This window comes from Pseudomonas sp. F3-2, assembly GCF_038804275.1.
Lineage (GTDB): Bacteria > Pseudomonadota > Gammaproteobacteria > Pseudomonadales > Pseudomonadaceae > Aquipseudomonas.
In genome coordinates this window covers 5,888,793-5,905,373 of the sequence record NZ_CP152388.1, presented here as the reverse complement: position 1 = coordinate 5,905,373, position 16,581 = coordinate 5,888,793, and the positions used below count along the sequence as shown (strand labels likewise).

At 59.9% G+C, this 16,581-nt stretch carries 16 protein-coding genes; 11 read left to right on the top strand and 5 right to left on the bottom strand.

The genetic code is table 11. The features are described 5' to 3' along the window. Positions 1 to 182: 182 nt before the first annotated feature. The 6 genes from AAGQ88_RS26385 (at position 183) to AAGQ88_RS26360 (ending at position 8,156) form a co-directional block, all read left to right on the top strand. A complete protein-coding gene (locus tag AAGQ88_RS26385) occupies positions 183 to 2,468 on the top strand; it encodes a phosphate ABC transporter permease (protein ID WP_342654032.1) in 2,286 nt (761 codons plus the stop codon). A 15-nt stretch (positions 2,469 to 2,483) separates the two neighbouring features. After that, positions 2,484 to 4,154, top strand: coding sequence for a phosphate ABC transporter permease PstA (gene pstA, locus AAGQ88_RS26380; protein WP_342654031.1), 1,671 nt, complete (start codon positions 2,484 to 2,486; stop codon positions 4,152 to 4,154). 111 nt (positions 4,155 to 4,265) lie between these two features. Further along, positions 4,266 to 5,099 carry a phosphate ABC transporter ATP-binding protein PstB gene (pstB, locus tag AAGQ88_RS26375; protein WP_285422888.1) on the top strand — a complete coding sequence of 278 codons (834 nt, stop codon included), beginning with the start codon at positions 4,266 to 4,268 and terminating at the stop codon, positions 5,097 to 5,099. Between the two features lie 54 nt (positions 5,100 to 5,153). After that, positions 5,154 to 5,912, top strand: coding sequence for a phosphate signaling complex protein PhoU (gene phoU, locus AAGQ88_RS26370; protein WP_093466324.1), 759 nt, complete (start codon positions 5,154 to 5,156; stop codon positions 5,910 to 5,912). A 186-nt stretch (positions 5,913 to 6,098) separates the two neighbouring features. Further along, complete coding sequence (locus tag AAGQ88_RS26365) at positions 6,099 to 6,995, top strand: response regulator (protein WP_285422889.1); 897 nt, start codon at positions 6,099 to 6,101, stop codon at positions 6,993 to 6,995. 252 nt (positions 6,996 to 7,247) lie between these two features. Next, entirely contained in the window at positions 7,248 to 8,156 is a 909-nt protein-coding gene (locus AAGQ88_RS26360) for a M23 family metallopeptidase (RefSeq protein ID WP_285422890.1), read from the top strand. 84 nt (positions 8,157 to 8,240) lie between these two features. Here the strand turns inward: AAGQ88_RS26360 and AAGQ88_RS26355 are convergent, their stop codons facing one another. From AAGQ88_RS26355 to phoB, 3 genes are all read right to left on the bottom strand, one after another. Further along, complete coding sequence (locus AAGQ88_RS26355) at positions 8,241 to 9,581, bottom strand: hemolysin family protein (protein ID WP_285422891.1); 1,341 nt, start codon at positions 9,579 to 9,581, stop codon at positions 8,241 to 8,243. 98 nt (positions 9,582 to 9,679) lie between these two features. Next, complete coding sequence (phoR, locus tag AAGQ88_RS26350) at positions 9,680 to 10,981, bottom strand: phosphate regulon sensor histidine kinase PhoR (RefSeq protein WP_342654030.1); 1,302 nt, start codon at positions 10,979 to 10,981, stop codon at positions 9,680 to 9,682. Between the two features lie 48 nt (positions 10,982 to 11,029). Continuing rightward, positions 11,030 to 11,719, bottom strand: a complete 690-nt coding sequence (phoB, locus tag AAGQ88_RS26345; protein ID WP_062379821.1) for a phosphate regulon transcriptional regulator PhoB — start codon at positions 11,717 to 11,719, stop codon at positions 11,030 to 11,032. Between the two features lie 172 nt (positions 11,720 to 11,891). Between phoB and AAGQ88_RS26340 the strand changes: the two genes are divergently transcribed. Continuing rightward, on the top strand, positions 11,892 to 12,272 hold the full coding sequence (locus AAGQ88_RS26340; protein WP_285422893.1) for a hypothetical protein: 381 nt from the start codon (positions 11,892 to 11,894) through the stop codon (positions 12,270 to 12,272). A gap of 31 nt (positions 12,273 to 12,303) precedes the next feature. Here the strand turns inward: AAGQ88_RS26340 and ubiA are convergent, their stop codons facing one another. Further along, positions 12,304 to 13,194, bottom strand: coding sequence for a 4-hydroxybenzoate octaprenyltransferase (gene ubiA / locus AAGQ88_RS26335; protein ID WP_342654029.1), 891 nt, complete (start codon positions 13,192 to 13,194; stop codon positions 12,304 to 12,306). After that, positions 13,194 to 13,769: a chorismate lyase gene (locus AAGQ88_RS26330; RefSeq protein WP_342654028.1), complete on the bottom strand. Its 576-nt coding sequence runs from the start codon at positions 13,767 to 13,769 to the stop codon at positions 13,194 to 13,196. The genes ubiA and AAGQ88_RS26330 overlap by 1 nt, the downstream gene beginning before the upstream one ends. A gap of 315 nt (positions 13,770 to 14,084) precedes the next feature. Here AAGQ88_RS26330 and AAGQ88_RS26325 point away from each other — a divergent pair, with 315 nt between their 5' ends. The 4 genes from AAGQ88_RS26325 (at position 14,085) to AAGQ88_RS26310 (ending at position 16,562) form a co-directional block, all read left to right on the top strand. Continuing rightward, complete coding sequence (locus AAGQ88_RS26325) at positions 14,085 to 14,252, top strand: rubredoxin (RefSeq protein ID WP_062379816.1); 168 nt, start codon at positions 14,085 to 14,087, stop codon at positions 14,250 to 14,252. Positions 14,253 to 14,285: 33 nt separating this feature from the next. Beyond that, the gene (locus AAGQ88_RS26320) at positions 14,286 to 15,434 is read left to right on the top strand and encodes an FAD-dependent oxidoreductase (RefSeq protein WP_342654027.1); all 1,149 of its coding nucleotides are present in this window, start codon (positions 14,286 to 14,288) and stop codon (positions 15,432 to 15,434) included. Positions 15,435 to 15,623: 189 nt separating this feature from the next. Next, on the top strand, positions 15,624 to 15,935 hold the full coding sequence (locus tag AAGQ88_RS26315) for an HU family DNA-binding protein (protein WP_093466301.1): 312 nt from the start codon (positions 15,624 to 15,626) through the stop codon (positions 15,933 to 15,935). Positions 15,936 to 16,187: 252 nt separating this feature from the next. Continuing rightward, positions 16,188 to 16,562: a helicase gene (locus tag AAGQ88_RS26310; RefSeq protein WP_342654026.1), complete on the top strand. Its 375-nt coding sequence runs from the start codon at positions 16,188 to 16,190 to the stop codon at positions 16,560 to 16,562. Positions 16,563 to 16,581 lie beyond the last annotated feature (19 nt).

Here is a 16,581-nt window from a genome sequence, read left to right as displayed (position 1 = left end):
CGCCGTGCAGCCGGATAACCCTGAGCGGGGTGACAGGTTCGTCCCGCATGAAACCAGAAAGGCCTTATGGAACGAGGCTTGCGAGACAATGAACAGTCCGTTGCCACACACCAGAGGCGACGGGCTTTTTTGCGTCACCACGTTGTAATGTATTTGTCATACAGAGCGACTAGGGTGTGCGCATGAATGATTTGGCCAATTCATCGATGACCGAAAAACCCCATCCCGAGCGCATTGATTTCAACGCGCCCGAGCTGCAACGTAAGCGTCGTATTCGCGCGCTCAAAGACCGTCTGACGCGCTGGTACGTGTTGGTGGGTGGTCTCGCCGTGCTGGCCGCAATCACCCTGATTTTCTTTTATCTCGCTTACGTCGTGGCGCCCCTGTTTCAGGGGGCCAGGCTGACGGTCGCGGACGCGCAAACCCCCGCATGGTTGCAGACTGCCGGCAAACCCATGGTTCTGGTCATAGAGGAGCAGAATCAGGTCGGCATGCGTGTGTCGGACAGTGGCGAGGCACTGTTCTTCGCCGTGGAAGACGGGCATGAATTGTCCCGCGTGAGCTTGCCGGTGCCCGAGGGGGCCCGTGTCACGTCAGTCGCTCAGGATCAGCCTGGCAAACCCCTGATCGCGGTGGGCCTGTCCAACGGACAGGTGCTGGTGTTCAAACATGCCTATCCCATCACCTATCCCGGCAACAAGAAGACCATCACACCGACCATTACCTGGCCTTATGGCGACACGCCGCTGGTGCTGGATGAGGAAGGGCGGGCGCTTGAGCACGTCAACCTCAACGCCAGCGACTCGACGCTGATTCTGGCGGGTGCTACAGGCACTCAGCTGCACGTGCTGGCGTTGACGCAAGCTGAAAACCTGATGACCGGCGAGACTGCCAACGAGCAAAGCCGTATTGATCTGCCGCAACTGTCGGCCGCGGTGAAGGCCATCTTCGTCGATCCGCGGCAGCAATGGTTGTACGTGATCAACGGTCGTGCGCAGGCCGACGTCTTCGACCTCCACGACCGTACGCTCAACGGTCGTTACAAACTGCTTGAAGACGCCAACGCCGAAACCACCGCCAGCGCACAGCTCGTTGGCGGGATATCGTTGGTGATCGGCAGCTCCAAGGGCAACATCGCTCAATGGTTCATGGCCCGCGATGTCGATGGCGAGATGCGTCTTCAGCACATCCGTGACTTCAAGATGAGTGGCGCGCCGATCGCGCAGATCACTGCCGAGCAGCGCCGCAAAGGCTTCATCGCGATGGACACCTCCGGCAAGCTCGGCGTGTTCCACAGCACGGCTCACCGCACGCTGCTGGTTGAGCCTGTCGCCAGCGGTCCTGCCGTGATCGGGATGTCGCCCCGGGCAGACCGCATCATTGCCGAAGACAGCGGCAGACTGCTGCCGATGACCCTCAAAAACCCGCACCCCGAAGTGTCCTGGAGCGCTCTCTGGGATAAGGTCTGGTACGAGAGTTACGACGAGCCCAAGTACGTCTGGCAGTCGACCGCCTCCAACAGCGACTTCGAGCCCAAGCTCAGCCTGGCGCCGTTGACATACGGCACGCTCAAGGCTGCCTTCTACGCCATGCTGCTCGCCGCGCCGCTGGCCGTCGCCGCTGCCATCTACACCGCGTATTTCATGGCCCCGGGCATGCGTCGCAAGGTCAAGCCGGTGATCGAACTGATGGAAGCGATGCCGACCGTGATCCTGGGTTTCTTCGCCGGCTTGTTTCTCGCGCCCTACCTGGAAGGCCATCTGCCAGGCATATTCAGTCTGCTGATCTTCACCCCGATCGGCATCCTGCTGGCAGGGTTTTTGTGGACGCGCTTGCCGGATTCGATTCGCCTTCGTGTGCCTGATGGGTGGGAGAGCGCGATCCTGATTCCGGTCATTTTGCTGATCGGCTGGGTCTCTCTGGGCATGAGCTCGCACCTGGAAAACTGGTTCTTCGGCGGCGACATGCGTTCCTGGATCACCAACGATCTGGGCATCACCTACGATCAGCGCAATGCACTGGTCGTTGGCCTGGCAATGGGTTTCGCTGTCATTCCCAATATCTACTCCATCGCCGAAGATGCGGTGTTCAGCGTGCCGCGCGGTCTGACGCTGGGCTCATTGGCGCTGGGCGCAACCCCATGGCAAACCCTCACGCGCGTAGTGATCCTGACCGCCAGCCCGGGGATTTTCTCGGCGTTGATGATCGGCATGGGCCGCGCCGTGGGTGAAACGATGATCGTGCTCATGGCCACCGGCAATACGCCGATCATGGACATGAACCTTTTTGAAGGTATGCGCACGCTGGCGGCCAACGTCGCCGTCGAAATGCCGGAGTCGGAAGTGGGCGGCAGCCATTACCGCGTGCTGTTCCTGGCTGCCCTCGTGCTGCTGATGTTCACGTTTGTCATGAATACCTTGGCAGAGCTGATCCGTCAGCGCCTGCGCAAGCAGTATTCGTCTCTATAGGGCAGGTAGAAACACATGAAAAAGACCTCCCTCAAGCATTGGTTCAAAAGTGGTGGCCCCGGCGTCTGGCTCAGCGCGGGCGCTGTTTCCGTTGCCGTGATCATGACCATCGGCCTGCTGGCGGTGATCGCCGTGCGCGGTCTGGGCCATTTCTGGCCCGCGGACGTGATCTCTGCCCAATACGATGTGCCAGGTCAGGAGCGCCACGTATTGGTCGGCGAACTGGTCGAATCCGAACAAGTGCCGCGCGCACGGCTTAAAGGCGCCGGGCTGCCTGTCCCGGACAAAGGGCCGGAATTCATGACCCGCGACCTGTTCAAGGTCGGCAACCGGGATATCAATGCCTCCGACTTCAGCTGGATCATCGGCGAATGGCTGACGGATCAGCGCAAACCGGTAGAGCTGATGACGCTCGAGCGTCGGGAGTGGGGCAACTTTTACGGTTACCTGGTCAACGTCAAGGAGAACGGACAGGTCGTAGCGCAAGGTGAAGCCGCTTGGCCGCAATTGCAGGAGCGCATCAAGCGCGTCGAGAAAATCTCCGATGAGCTCGATGGCCTTGAGAAATCGGACATTGGTGCGATCAACCACGGCATTGAGCGTCTGCGCCTGCGCACGCGCCAGCTTGAGCTCGACGGCAAGCTCGATGCTGCCGCTCAGGCTGACCTGGCTACCGAACGCGCCGAATACGACGCACGTTACAAGGACATCGAGGCGCGTCTTGGCGCACTCCATGCCGACTTCAACCGCGACAGCCTGACGGCCCGCGACGCCAATGGCAAAGAGGTCGAAATTGCGCTGGGTAAAGTCGTGCACGCCTACCAGCCCAATGCGATGGGCACGTTGACCAAGCTGGGTTTCTACTTCCAGAAGCTGTGGGAATTCTTGAGCGACGACCCGCGAGAGGCGAACACCGAGGGCGGGATTTTCCCGGCGATCTTCGGCACCGTGATGATGACCCTGATCATGGCGATCATCGTCACGCCGTTTGGCGTGCTCGCGGCTGTGTATCTGCGCGAATACGCGCGTCAGGGGCCGATGACGCGGCTGATCCGCATTGCCGTGAACAACCTGGCAGGCGTTCCGGCGATCGTCTACGGCGTCTTCGGGCTGGGCTTTTTCGTCTACGTTCTGGGCGGCTCGCTTGACCGGCTGTTCTTCCCCGAAGCGCTGCCAGCGCCGACCTTCGGGACGCCTGGCCTGCTCTGGGCGTCGCTGACCCTCGCATTGCTGGCGGTGCCGGTGGTGATCGTCGCGACCGAAGAGGGACTGGCGCGCATTCCGCTGACCCTGCGTGAGGGCTCGCTCGCGCTGGGTGCGACAAAGGCCGAGACGCTCTGGAAGATCGTCCTGCCGATGGCAAGTCCCGCGATGATGACCGGACTGATTCTGGCCGTGGCCCGCGCGGCCGGTGAAGTCGCGCCGCTGATGCTGGTGGGCGTGGTCAAGATGGCGCCGTCGCTGCCGGTGGACGGCAACTATCCGTATCTGCACCTCGACCAGAAGATCATGCACTTGGGCTTCCACATCTACGACGTCGGCTTTCAGAGCCCCAACGTCGAGGCGGCGCGACCGCTGGTGTATGCCACGGCGTTGCTGCTGGTGCTGGTCATTGCCCTGTTGAACCTGTCGGCGGTGACGATTCGAAACCGGCTGCGCGAGAAGTACAGAGCCCTGGACAGCTGATAAACAAGCCACGAGCGGGGAACCACGCGCGGCCAGTAAAACGCCGCACGCCGCTTCTGCACGAACTGGCGGCTGCAGCTCGATGCTTGCGGCTACGAACGGAGTGAGACCATGCAGCAAGAACCCCACACCCACGGCATCAACATGTCTGCCTTGGGTCGAAAGCGCCAGGGGCTTGATCTGGCCAGCGAAAACGTCGCTCTGGAAGTGCCGGGCCTGAATCTTTTCTACGGGGAAAAGCAGGCGTTGTTCGACATCCAGATGAATATCCCGAAACAGCGGGTAACGTCGTTCATCGGGCCGTCGGGCTGTGGCAAGTCGACCTTGTTGCGCACCTTCAATCGCATGAACGATCTGGTGGACGGCTGCCGCGTGCAGGGCGAAATCAAGCTCTACGGGCACGACATCTATACCAAGGGCGAGGATGTGGCCGAGCTGCGTCGTCGCGTCGGCATGGTGTTCCAGAAGCCCAACCCGTTTCCCAAGACCATTTATGAAAATGTGGTCTATGGCCTGCGGATTCAGGGCATCAACAAAAAGCGCGTGCTTGATGAGGCGGTCGAGTGGGCGTTGCGTGGCGCCGCTCTGTGGGATGAGGTCAAAGACCGCCTGCACGAATCGGCGCTCGGGCTTTCCGGCGGTCAGCAGCAGCGTCTGGTGATCGCCCGCACTATCGCCGTCGAACCCGAAGTCCTGCTGCTCGATGAGCCGTGCTCCGCGCTCGACCCGATTTCGACGTTAAAAGTCGAAGAGCTGATCTACGAACTGAAATCCAAATACACCATTGTGATCGTTACCCACAACATGCAGCAGGCGGCGCGCGTGTCGGATTACACCGCGTTTCTGTACATGGGCAAGGTGGTCGAATTCGGGGACACCGATACGTTGTTCACCAATCCGACCAAAAAGCAGACTGAAGACTACATAACCGGTCGTTACGGCTAGCACGTGTTTCGTCAGCCCTGAACCACCGCGCAATCAATCGGACGGACACTCAGCATGATCAAAGACAGCCATACACATCACATCTCCCAGCAGTTCAACGCTGAACTGGAAGAAGTTCGCAGCCACCTGCTGGAAATGGGTGGTCTGGTCGAGAAGCAGGTCAACGACGCGGTCACCGCGCTGATCGACGCCGACTCGGGCCTGGCCCAGCGGGTTCGCGAAGTCGACGACCGCATCAACCAGATGGAGCGCAACATCGATGAAGAATGCCTGCGCATTCTGGCTCGTCGTCAGCCCGCCGCCTCCGACCTGCGTCTGATCATCAGCATTTCCAAATCGGTGATCGATCTGGAGCGCATCGGTGATGAGTCTACCAAGATTGCCCGTCGCGCCATTCAGTTGTGCGAAGAAGGCGAGTCGCCACGCGGTTATGTGGAAGTGCGCCACATCGGCGATCAGGTCCGCAGCATGGTGCGTGACGCCCTGGACTCCTTTGCCCGCTTCGACGCTGATCTGGCCCTGTCCGTTGCGCAGTACGATAAGACCATCGACCGCGAATACAAGACCGCACTGCGTGAGTTGGTCACCTACATGATGGAAGATCCACGTTCGATCTCCCGCGTGCTCAACGTCATCTGGGTGCTGCGTTCGCTTGAGCGGATCGGCGATCACGCCCGCAACATCTCCGAGCTGGTGATCTACCTGGTGCGCGGCACCGACGTGCGTCACCTGGGCCTCAAGCGCATGCAGGAAGAAGTCAAAGGCCTGTCCGCCGAAAAGCCTAATGTTCCGGACGCTCCTGACGATAAATAAGATTGCCTGATAAAAAACGCCTGGCGAACGCCGGGCTTTTTTTTGGGTAAAATGGCCGTTTTCAAGGCCACCTAATTCCTAAGTCACCCGCGAATAAATGTCCCGGTGTCGTCAAACAGTTTGGCAGCTGGCTACCCGCCAGCGATATGCTCGCCATTTGCGGTGCACACGCCATCAGGAGCGTCGATGAGTAAAGTCAGTGTTTTGGTGGTGGATGACGCGCCGTTCATCCGCGACCTTGTCAAGAAAGGGCTGCGCAACGCTTTCCCCGGAATTCACCTCGAGGATGCAGTCAACGGCCGTAAAGCCCAGGTATTGCTGACCCGTGAGGTGTTCGACCTGGTGTTGTGCGATTGGGAAATGCCGGAAATGTCCGGGCTTGAGCTCCTGACCTGGTGCCGTCAGCAGGACAGCCTGAAAACCATGCCCTTCATCATGGTCACGAGCCGTGGCGACAAGGAAAACGTGATCCAGGCGATCCATGCCGGCGTTTCGGATTTCATCGGCAAGCCGTTCACCAACGAACAACTGCTGACCAAGGTGAAGAAAGCGTTGCACAAGGTGGGCAAGCTGGATGCGTTGATGAGCAGCGGTCCTGCGCGCGCGAACGCTGCGTTCGCCAACGACTCCCTCAGCGCCTTGACCGGCAACCGTCCAGAGGTCGTGACCGCCACGCCAACCGCGTCGGCTCCGGCACAACCGCTGGTCAAGCCGATGGCCAAACCGGCAGCACCGTCTGAGCCAACAGGGCGTGGTCAGGGTCAGCTGCGGCTGTCCAGCGGCAACCAGCAGTGTGTGATCAAAGCGCTGACGCTCAAGGAAGCGCTGCTGGTGGTGCGTCGCGGTGAAGTGCTGCCGCAGATTCTCGACAGCGCCGTGCTGGATCTGGAGCAGGGCGACAATGCCGAGGTCGCGCGCTTGAACGGCTACCTGCACGCCATCGCGGCGTTCGAGCAGAAACCGGACAGCGACTGGCTGCAACTGACGTTCCGCTTCGTCGACCAGGACACCCAGAAGCTCGACTACCTGTCGCGCCTGATTGCCCGCGGCACGGCGCAAAAGCATTTCGTGCCTGGCGCATAAGCTCGCCACAACCCCCTGTAGGAGCGCGCTTGCCCGCGAATGCGGCTCAACGCAAAGCGCGCTCCCACAATGGCTCCGTCTCTGCCTGACGAAGCGCATCCCCATCCTGCATAGAATTTGCAAATTGCTTCGCAGCTGACCCTGACGCGATTTCCTTGACGCTTCGTCTATTACCGATTGATACGGATGAGTCCTTTTCCATCGGCATCGCTGCTAGGCTTGCCCCATTGTCTTCATACCAGGCCTATCCAGATGTTAGAGCGCTTGCTGGTTGTCTGTGCATTGCTGCTGGCCGCGCAGACTGCTGCAGCTGTGACCATTTACCGATTCACCGATGCCAATGGAGTGGTTTCGTTTACCGACCAACCCGTTCCTGGCGCCCAGGTGATGAAGCTGCGCGAGCGCATGGTCGAACGCATCGACAGTCAGGTCCGGCTCAACGTCAAGAAAACCAAAGGTGCCGACAACCTCTACGTGCGTAATGATCTGTTCGCGCCTGTGGAGATCGAGCTGCGCCTGTCGGGCGTGAAGAACGTTGTCGGCGTTGCTGATCAGGTGATCCGCCGAACCATTCCTGCCCGCAGCAACGAACGCCTGATCGCGCTGAGTCCGCAGATTCCAAGCAGGGCGATGGCCTACAAACCGAGTCTTCGCTCGATCATGGGCGACCCGCAGCGCAGCGTGAGCGCAAGCGGCCTGGGCTATCGCTATCCGTTGCCCTGGGTCGGCGGACCGTTTCGTATCAGTCAGGGCGCCAACGGCTCATACAGCCATGTGGGCGCCAAGAGCCGTTATGCGATCGACATCGCCATGCCTGAAGGCACGCAGATCATTGCGGCACGAGGCGGGACCGTGATCAAGACTGAAAACACCCAGTCCGGACGCGGCGCGAATCCGTCCGGCAACTTCGTGCGCATCCTGCACGACGACGGCACCATGGGCGTCTATCTGCACCTTCAACAGGGTTCGGTGAGCGTCAGGGAAGGGGAAAAGGTAACCGTCGGCACCCCGCTTGGACGGTCAGGCAATACCGGCAACAGCACCGGGCCGCATTTGCACTTCGTGGTGCAGCGCAATGTCGGGTTGGCGCTGGAATCGATTCCTTACGAATTCTCGCAGCCGGTCCAAAGCCTGCCGAACTTCGCCATTGGCGGGAATTGAATCGCAGTACCCTTGCGGTCCGCTTCTGGCCGGAGGCCTACGGCCTGCGGCCAGAATCAAAAGCGACTCTGGCCAGGCTGTTGATCAATCCAGCTTCAACACCTTCGCCAGCACGATCTTCGGGCCTTTCATCTTCTTGATGATGATTCGCAGGCCTTCGACTTCCATGACTTCCTCTTCCTCAGGCACGCGCTTGAGGCTGTCATAGATGAGGCCTGCAAGGGTTTCGGCCTCTACGTGGTCCAGATCGATGCCCAGCAAGCGCTCGACCTTGAACAGCGGCGTATCGCCCCGCACCAGCAGCTTGCCGGGCTGGTAGGCGAGAATCCCGCGTTCGGCCTTGCGGTGCTCATCCTGAATGTCGCCGACCAGCACTTCCAGCACGTCTTCCATGGTCAGGTAGCCGATGACTTTGCCGTCCGCTTCCTCGACCAGCGCAAAGTGCGCGCCGCCTTGGCGGAACTGCTCCAGCAGCCGTGACAGCGGCATGTGCTTGGACACGCGTTCGAGCGGGCGAGTCAGCTCCGCGAGGTTGAACGATTCGGGAATGTGATCCAGCGCCGCCAGCTCCAGCAGCAGGTCCTTGATGTGCAGCAGGCCTACGAATTCGCCGCGATCGGCGTCGTACACCGGATAACGGCTGAATTTGTGCCGACGGAACAGCGCCAGAATCTCTTTGAGTGGCGCATTAAAATCCAGCGTCACGAGGTCTTCACGGGAGTTGGCCCAGTCCACGACCTCCAGCTCACCCATCTCAACGGCAGACGCCAGCACGCGCATACCCTGATCGCTCGGGTCCTGACCCCGGCTGGAGTGCAGGATGAGTTTGAGTTCTTCGCGGCTGTAATGATGCTCGTGATGCGGCCCGGGCTCGCCTTGACCGGCAATGCGCAGGATACCGTTGGCACTGGCGTTGAGCAGGTAGATGGCCGGATACATGACCCAGTAAAACAGGTACAGCGGCACCGCAGTCCACAGCGACAACAGTTCAGGCTTGCGGATGGCCCAGGATTTGGGCGCCAGCTCACCGACCACGATGTGCAGGTAGGAAATGAGGAAGAAGGCCGTGAAGAACGACACGCCCTTGACCACTTCAGGCGTATCCACGCCCAGGGTCTCCAGAAGCGGCGCCAGCAGATGGGCGAAGGCAGGCTCACCGACCCAGCCCAGACCAAGGGAGGCCAGCGTGATACCCAGCTGACACGCCGACAGATAGGCGTCCAGTTGGCTGTGTACGGTGCGCAGGATACGGCCGCGCCAGCCGTTTTTCTCGGCGATCGACTCGACACGAGTGGAGCGCAGTTTGACCATGGCAAACTCTGCGGCAACGAAAAAACCGTTGAGCAGGACCAGAATCATTGCGAAGAGAATCATGCCGAAGTCGGCGAAAATTGAAGCCAGGCTAATACCAGGGGAAGGGTCCATGATGGAGTTTTGCAGGTTCCGTTTTACAGAAGGATGAAATAAACCCTCACAAATGGAGGGCATAAGCGACGCAATTTAGCCGCTATCCGTGGGCTTGCCTAGGCCTTGGTCATCTGGATCGGAGCGAAGTTGCAGATGAACACACTGCCTTTGCCCGGAACGCTGTTGATTTCCAGCGTTGCGCGATGACGCAGCAAGACGTGCTTGACGATCGCAAGGCCCAGCCCCGTGCCGCCAGTGTTCGACGCACGGCTTGAGTCGACGCGGTAAAAGCGCTCGGTCAGGCGAGGAATGTGCTTGCTGTCGATGCCGATACCCGAGTCCTGCACGCTCAAATGCGCACCGCGTCCGTCGGCCCACCAGCGGATGCGGACCTTGCCTTCGGCGGGCGTATATTTCACCGCGTTGAAGATCAGGTTGGAGAACGCGCTGCGTAACTCCGCCTCACTGCCCTTGAGGCTGTACTCGCTCTCGAGATCCAGGGTGATCTGCTGATTCTTGCTGCCCGACAGCGCCTGGGCATCGTTCTTGATGCTCTGCAGCAGCGTCGGCACGTCGACGGGCTGGTTGTCCGATGGATAATCGGTGGCTTCCAGCTTGGCCAGCAGCAACAGGTCGTTGAGCAGCGTCTGCATGCGGCCGCCTTGCTGCTGCATCTGCTGCAGCGCGCGGACCCAGCGCGGGTTCACGTCATCGACGTTGTCCAGCAGGGTTTCCAGGTAACCACAGATCACCGTCAGCGGCGTTCGCAGCTCATGGGACACATTCGCGACGAAGTCTTTGCGCATCTGCTCCAATTGATGAATGCGCGTGACATCGCGCACCAGCATCAAGTGTTCGTTATTCCCGTAGCGGGTGATGAGCATCTGAATGCGCAGGCGATCGTTGACCGGCGAAGGAATCTCCAGCGGTTCGGCGTAATTGGCGTGTTCGAAATATTCTTTGAAACGCGGATGACGCACCAGGTTGGTCACCGGCTGGCCGCTGTCCTGAGGTGTCTTGAGCCCCAGCAGCGTCTCGGCCGCCCGATTCCACCATTCCAGATTGCCTTCGCTGTCGAGCATGATCACCGCGTCTCTCAGCGCTGCCGTGGACTCCTGCACACGATCGATAACCGCTTGCAGGCGTCCGCGAACCCGTTGATCGCGCTTTTGCAGGTGATAAATGCTGTCGAAGACGTCGCCCCACAATCCGTAACCGTCCGGCGGCGGCTCATCGGGTTTGTGATGGCGGAGCCAGTCGTGCAGGCGCAGCAACTGTTTGAGCGTCCAGGCCAGGTACAGCCCCAGACCGATCGCCAGGCACCAGCCGTAATGGCCGCTGACAAGGCCGGCCAGCAGCGAGGCCGTGACCAATAGCAGCAGGTGGCGGATCAGAGTGCCATGCCAGTTGTGGTTCAATTAACGCGTCCTTGTTTTCAGCGGTCTGAGTCGCTGCCAAACGCTTTTTCAGCTTTTGGTGGAGAAACGGTAGCCAGTACCGCGGACGGTTTGTACCAGATTTTCATAAGCGTCGCCGAGGGCTTTGCGCAGACGGCGGATATGGACATCGACCGTGCGCTCCTCGACGTATACGTTGCCGCCCCAGACCTGATCGAGCAACTGGCCGCGGGTGTAGGCGCGCTCCTGGTGAGTCATGAAGAATTGCAGCAGGCGGTATTCGGTCGGCCCCATTTCAGCAGGCTTGCCGTCGATGGTCACGCGATGGCTGATCGGGTCCAACAGCAGGCCGCCGACTTCAATCGGCGATTCGCCATCGTTAGGCCCTGCGCGACGCAGCACCGCCTTGAGGCGCGCTACGAGTTCGCGAGGAGAGAAGGGTTTGGTGATGTAATCATCGGCGCCGACTTCAAGACCCTGGATCTTGTTGTCTTCCTCGCCCTTGGCGGTCAGCATGATGATCGGAATGTCGCCGGTCAGTTCGTCGCGTTTGAGGCGGCGGGCCAGCTCGATGCCGGATGTGCCCGGCAGCATCCAGTCGAGAAGAATCAGGTCAGGCTTGCGGTCGACGATGACGGCATGGGCTTGCTGCGAGTTCTCTGCCTCCATGCAGTCATAGCCGGCCATTTCCAGTGCGACGGCAATCATCTCGCGAATGGGCGCTTCGTCGTCGACGATCAGAATGCTCCTGCCAACCATGCCTCGAACCTCATGTCATTTAACTGTCTTGGGGCGCATTAGATAACGGAATTATTGCAGTCGTGTGACAGGTTAGTTCGGGCTAGGCGTATTGCTGGGTCTAGCGCTAAGCTTGTCGACTTGTCCTACAAAGAATGTCCATAAAAACGACTTACAAAAAGAGGATTGATCTATGGCTAAAATTTCTTCCGCACTGATGAGCCTGTTGGCAGCCGCGGCGCTCGCATCCTCGGGTATGGCTTTCGCTGCCGCGCCTGCCATGACCACCGGTGGCGTGCTCACCACCCATGACGGCCTGACTCTCTATACCTTCGACAAAGACACGTCCGCCGGCAAATCCGTGTGCAATGACCAATGCGCGACCAACTGGCCGCCGCTGACCGCAAGCTCGGGGGACAAGGCCGAAGGCGACTGGACCATCATCAAACGCGACGACGGCGCATCCCAGTGGGTCTACAAAGGCAAACCGCTGTACACCTTCAAGAACGACAAGGCCGCGGGTGACAAGACTGGCGACGGCAAAGGCGACGTCTGGCACGTAGCCAAACCCTGACTGATCGTGTGCTGCGTTGACCGCATGGCGGTCACCGCAGCGCGTAATCGACCACAATCCCTACGAAGATCGCCAGTCCCGCCCAATGGTTGTGCAGGAAAGCCTTGAAGCACGCCTGCGGCTCCTTGTTGCGGGTCGACCAGAACTCCCACGCAAAGCACCCTGCGGCCACCAGCAGTCCGAGGAAGAAATACAGACCCAGCTCGAAGCGCGACCCGGCCAGCATCAGGCAGAACAGCGCCAGTCCCTGCAGCGTCAGGATGATGACCCGGTCGGCATCGCCGAACAGCACGGCCGTGGATTTCACGCCGATCTTCAAATCATCTTCGCGGTCAGTCATCGCGTAGTAGGTGTCATACCCCACCGTCCACAACAGATTGGCGATGTACAGAAGCCAGGCAGCGGCAGGCAGTTCGCAGGTCTGCGCAGTGAACGCCATCGGCATGCCCCATGAGAACGCAGCGCCCAGCACCACTTGAGGGTAATAGGTATAGCGCTTCATGAAGGGGTAGCAGGCCGCCAGCGCCAAACCACCGAACGACAGCCAGACGGTCGTCGAGTTGGTGAGCAGCACCAGTAAAAAGCTGAGTCCCACCAGCACCGCAAACAGCACCAAGGCCTCTTTCGAGCTGACCTTGCCGCTCACCAGAGGGCGCTGTTCGGTGCGTTTGACGTGACCATCGACCTTGCGATCGGCGAAGTCGTTGATCACGCAACCTGCAGCCCGCATCAGAAACACGCCGATGATGAAAATCAGTACGTTGCTCAGAGAGGGCGAACCCTTGCCTGCGATCCAGACCGCCCAGAGCGTCGGCCACAGCAGCAGATAGATACCGATGGGTTTGTCGACACGAGTCAACTGAATGAAATCCCAGGCGCGCGGATGCAGGCGGTTGAGGGATTTGAGCAACGACAGATACATCAATGGCGCTCCTGATTCGTCGAATCGGCGGCATCAATGGCTCGCCACACGGTTGGCAGAAAAACCTCTGCGACCAGAATGCTCAGCGCGGCGCGGGTGAAACACGAGCGGCGCCCCCACAGACCTTGATCCCGATCTGCCGCCGGCAACCACGACGCGGGGTAATGGCAAATCTGCAGCGGCCCTCGGCTGAACGCTTTGTCGCTGAACAGCAATTCACCCAGCGAACGGGTGCCCAATTCGTCCATGTGCAACCCGTCCTGCTCCAGTGCGCTGCGTGCCGCGACGCTGCGCGCGAATACCCACTGCTCGCCGTGGCCCAGCAAGTAGACCTCGCGTACCCAGCCCTCGCTGCTTTCAGGCAACCGCAGCGCCGCGCACTCGTCGGCCCGCAGGCGTTGCCATCCCTCGAACAGCGGCAGAACGCTGAAACGTTCGTTGGAAAGCCGGGTCAGCCGTCGGGTCAGGGAGTCTTCGTGGAACAGCCATTCAAGAACAACAGGCTCTGGTGTGTCGATCAGTTCGTCGCGCGAACGCCATTCAGGCAGCGCACATGCTGGTTTTTGCTGGATCACGGTCTGCAGATATTGGCGGCAATCGAGGCGACGAGCTTAACATGATTGCGGATTCCGGCCGACGACCGGAGCACCGACCCTTTTCGCGTTGAGGCACCCTGAGTCTTCCCGACTAAAGCCGGTCCTACAGAGCGCGCGCAGTAGGTGGCAGGAAGGACCGGCATAGCCAGCGCTCGCTGGAAAATGCACCGGCGGTGAATCGATGAAACTTGCGTCATGCCGCTGTGATCAGTAAAAGGCCTGACCCATTCGATAAACTTCGCGACGACAGCGGAGCGTCTGGGACGTCTAGCCTGAAACCAAGAGAACCGAGCGATGAAAAAGTGGCAATGCATTGTCTGTGGCCTGATTTACAACGAAGCAGACGGGTGGCCGGACGACGGTATTGCGCCCGGCACTCGCTGGGAAGATGTGCCTGAAGACTGGCTGTGCCCCGACTGCGGCGTGGGCAAAATGGACTTCGAGATGATCGAAATCGGCTGAGAAGCTGCTTTCCCCGACTGTATGGAGAAATGAATGAGCGCACCTGTCGTGATCGTCGGCACCGGCCTTGCCGGCTACAACCTGGCGCGAGAGTTTCGCAAGCTGGACAGCGAAACACCGTTGTTGCTGATCACCGCCGATGACGGCCGCTCCTACTCCAAACCCATGCTTTCGACCGGCTTCGGCAAGAACAAGGAAGCCGACGGATTGAGCATGGCCGAGCCCGGCGCGATGGCTGAGCAACTCAACGCAGAGGTGCGCACCCACACCCGCGTCAGCGGCATTGATCCGGGACACAAACGTCTGTGGATCGGCGAGGAGTCGGTGTATTACCGCGATCTGATTCTCGCCTGGGGCGCGGAAACCGTGCGCGTTCCGGTGGACGGCGATGCAGCAGACGCGATCTTCCCGATCAACGATCTGGAGGACTACGCGCGATTTCGCGCAGCCGCCGCTGGCAAACGTCGCGTGCTCATTCTGGGCGTCGGCCTGATCGGCTGTGAGTTTGCCAACGACCTCATGCTGGGCGGCTACGAAGTCGACCTCGTTGCGCCGTGTGAGCAGGTCATGCCGACGTTGCTGCACCCGGCTGCGGCAGGCGCTGTGAAGGCCGGGCTGGAAAGTCTTGGTGCGCGTTTCCATCTCGGGCCAGTGCTGACGCGGCTGGCGCGCGTTGAGGACGGTCTCGAGGCGCATCTGTCCGATGGCGAGGTGTTGCGCTGTGATCTGGTGGTTTCGGCCATCGGCTTGCGGCCTCGCACGGATCTCGCCGCTGCGGCCGGTCTGGAAATCGGACGTGGCGTTGTTGTTGATCGTCATCTCAAGACTTCCCACGCCAACATTTACGCCTTGGGGGACTGTGCCGAGGTCGATGGGTTGAATCTGCTCTACGTGATGCCGTTAATGAGCTGCGCTCGCGCCTTGGCACAAACCCTTGCTGGCACCCCGACACCCGTCAAATACGGGCCGATGCCGGTGACGGTCAAAACGCCGGTCTGCCCGCTGGTCGTGTCGCCGCCTCCTAAAGGCTCGGCGGGCGAGTGGAGCGTGGAAGGTGAGGGCGCCGACATCAAGGCACTGTGCAGGGACAGCAGCGGAAATCTGCTGGGCTATGCGCTGACCGGCGCCGCTGTGATGGAGAAACTCGCACTGAACAAAGCCTTGCCCGCCTTGTTGGCATAAATAACGGTCGTTCTGTCGGATAAGCCACGTTTTAGATCAAACAAACGTGGCTCACGTACTGGCGCGGGCCTCGGCGGCATGCCATCCTCATTCCCGTCTGCCGCAACGTAGAGCCGTTGCGGCACCTGCTCGCTGCCCTTATCCGGCAGCACGGGACATAAAAACAAAAAACCGTAAAAGAGGCTTTATATGCGTAAACCAGAACTCGCAGCCGCTATTGCTGAAAAAGCAGATCTCACCAAAGAACAAGCCAATCGTGTTCTCAATGCCGTACTCGATGAAATCACCAACGCCTTGCACAAAAAGGACAGCGTGACTCTGGTTGGCTTCGGTACCTTCCTGCAGCGTCATCGCGGCGCGCGCACCGGTAAAAACCCTCAGACGGGCGAGCCCGTCAAAATCAAGGCCAGCAACACGGTGGCATTCAAGCCTGGCAAGTTCCTGAAAGACAGCGTCAACCCCGAGACGGTGAAAAAAGCGCCTGCGTCGAAGAAAAAATAAATCGCTGGACGCCTTGCGGAAGGCGAACAGCATGAAATGGGCACGCCAATCGAATTGGGTGCCCATTTTTTATGCCTGCGATTCAGGTGTCAGCTCGCCAGCGCAGGCCGAGATAACCACCGGGGTTGAATGCTGAAGACGTGTCTAGCTCGCCATTTTGCGACCGGCCGGTTCTGCTCGTTCGTGTCACGTCCAAGCTCGTTACACTGCCGCCTGTGCGCTGTCCGCACGTGATCGCATGAGGCGTCGAACATGAAATTTCGCTTTCTTCTCTGGATGCTCGGCCTGCTGATGTCTCGCGCGAGCCGCAGAAACCCGGCTTTCCAGCAACAACTGGTGGGCAAGGACCTGGTTTTCCAGTTGCAGACCACCGACGGAAAGGTTGCACGCCATTACGTGGTGCGCGACCAGCGTGTCAGCAGCCACGGCGGTACGGTTCCATCGCCGGCGTTTGCAATCTCGTTCAAGGACGCCGCTTACGGCTTCGCCACGATGCAGGCTAAAAACAAGCAACTGGCGTTCATGCAGGGCATCCAGGACAAGCACATCCAGGTCGTCGGCAATACCGGGCTGGTGATGTGGTTTCAGGGCTTGATGAAGTATTTGCAGCCGAGGAAGAAGAAGTAGGGCTTGGGGCGCCGCCAGC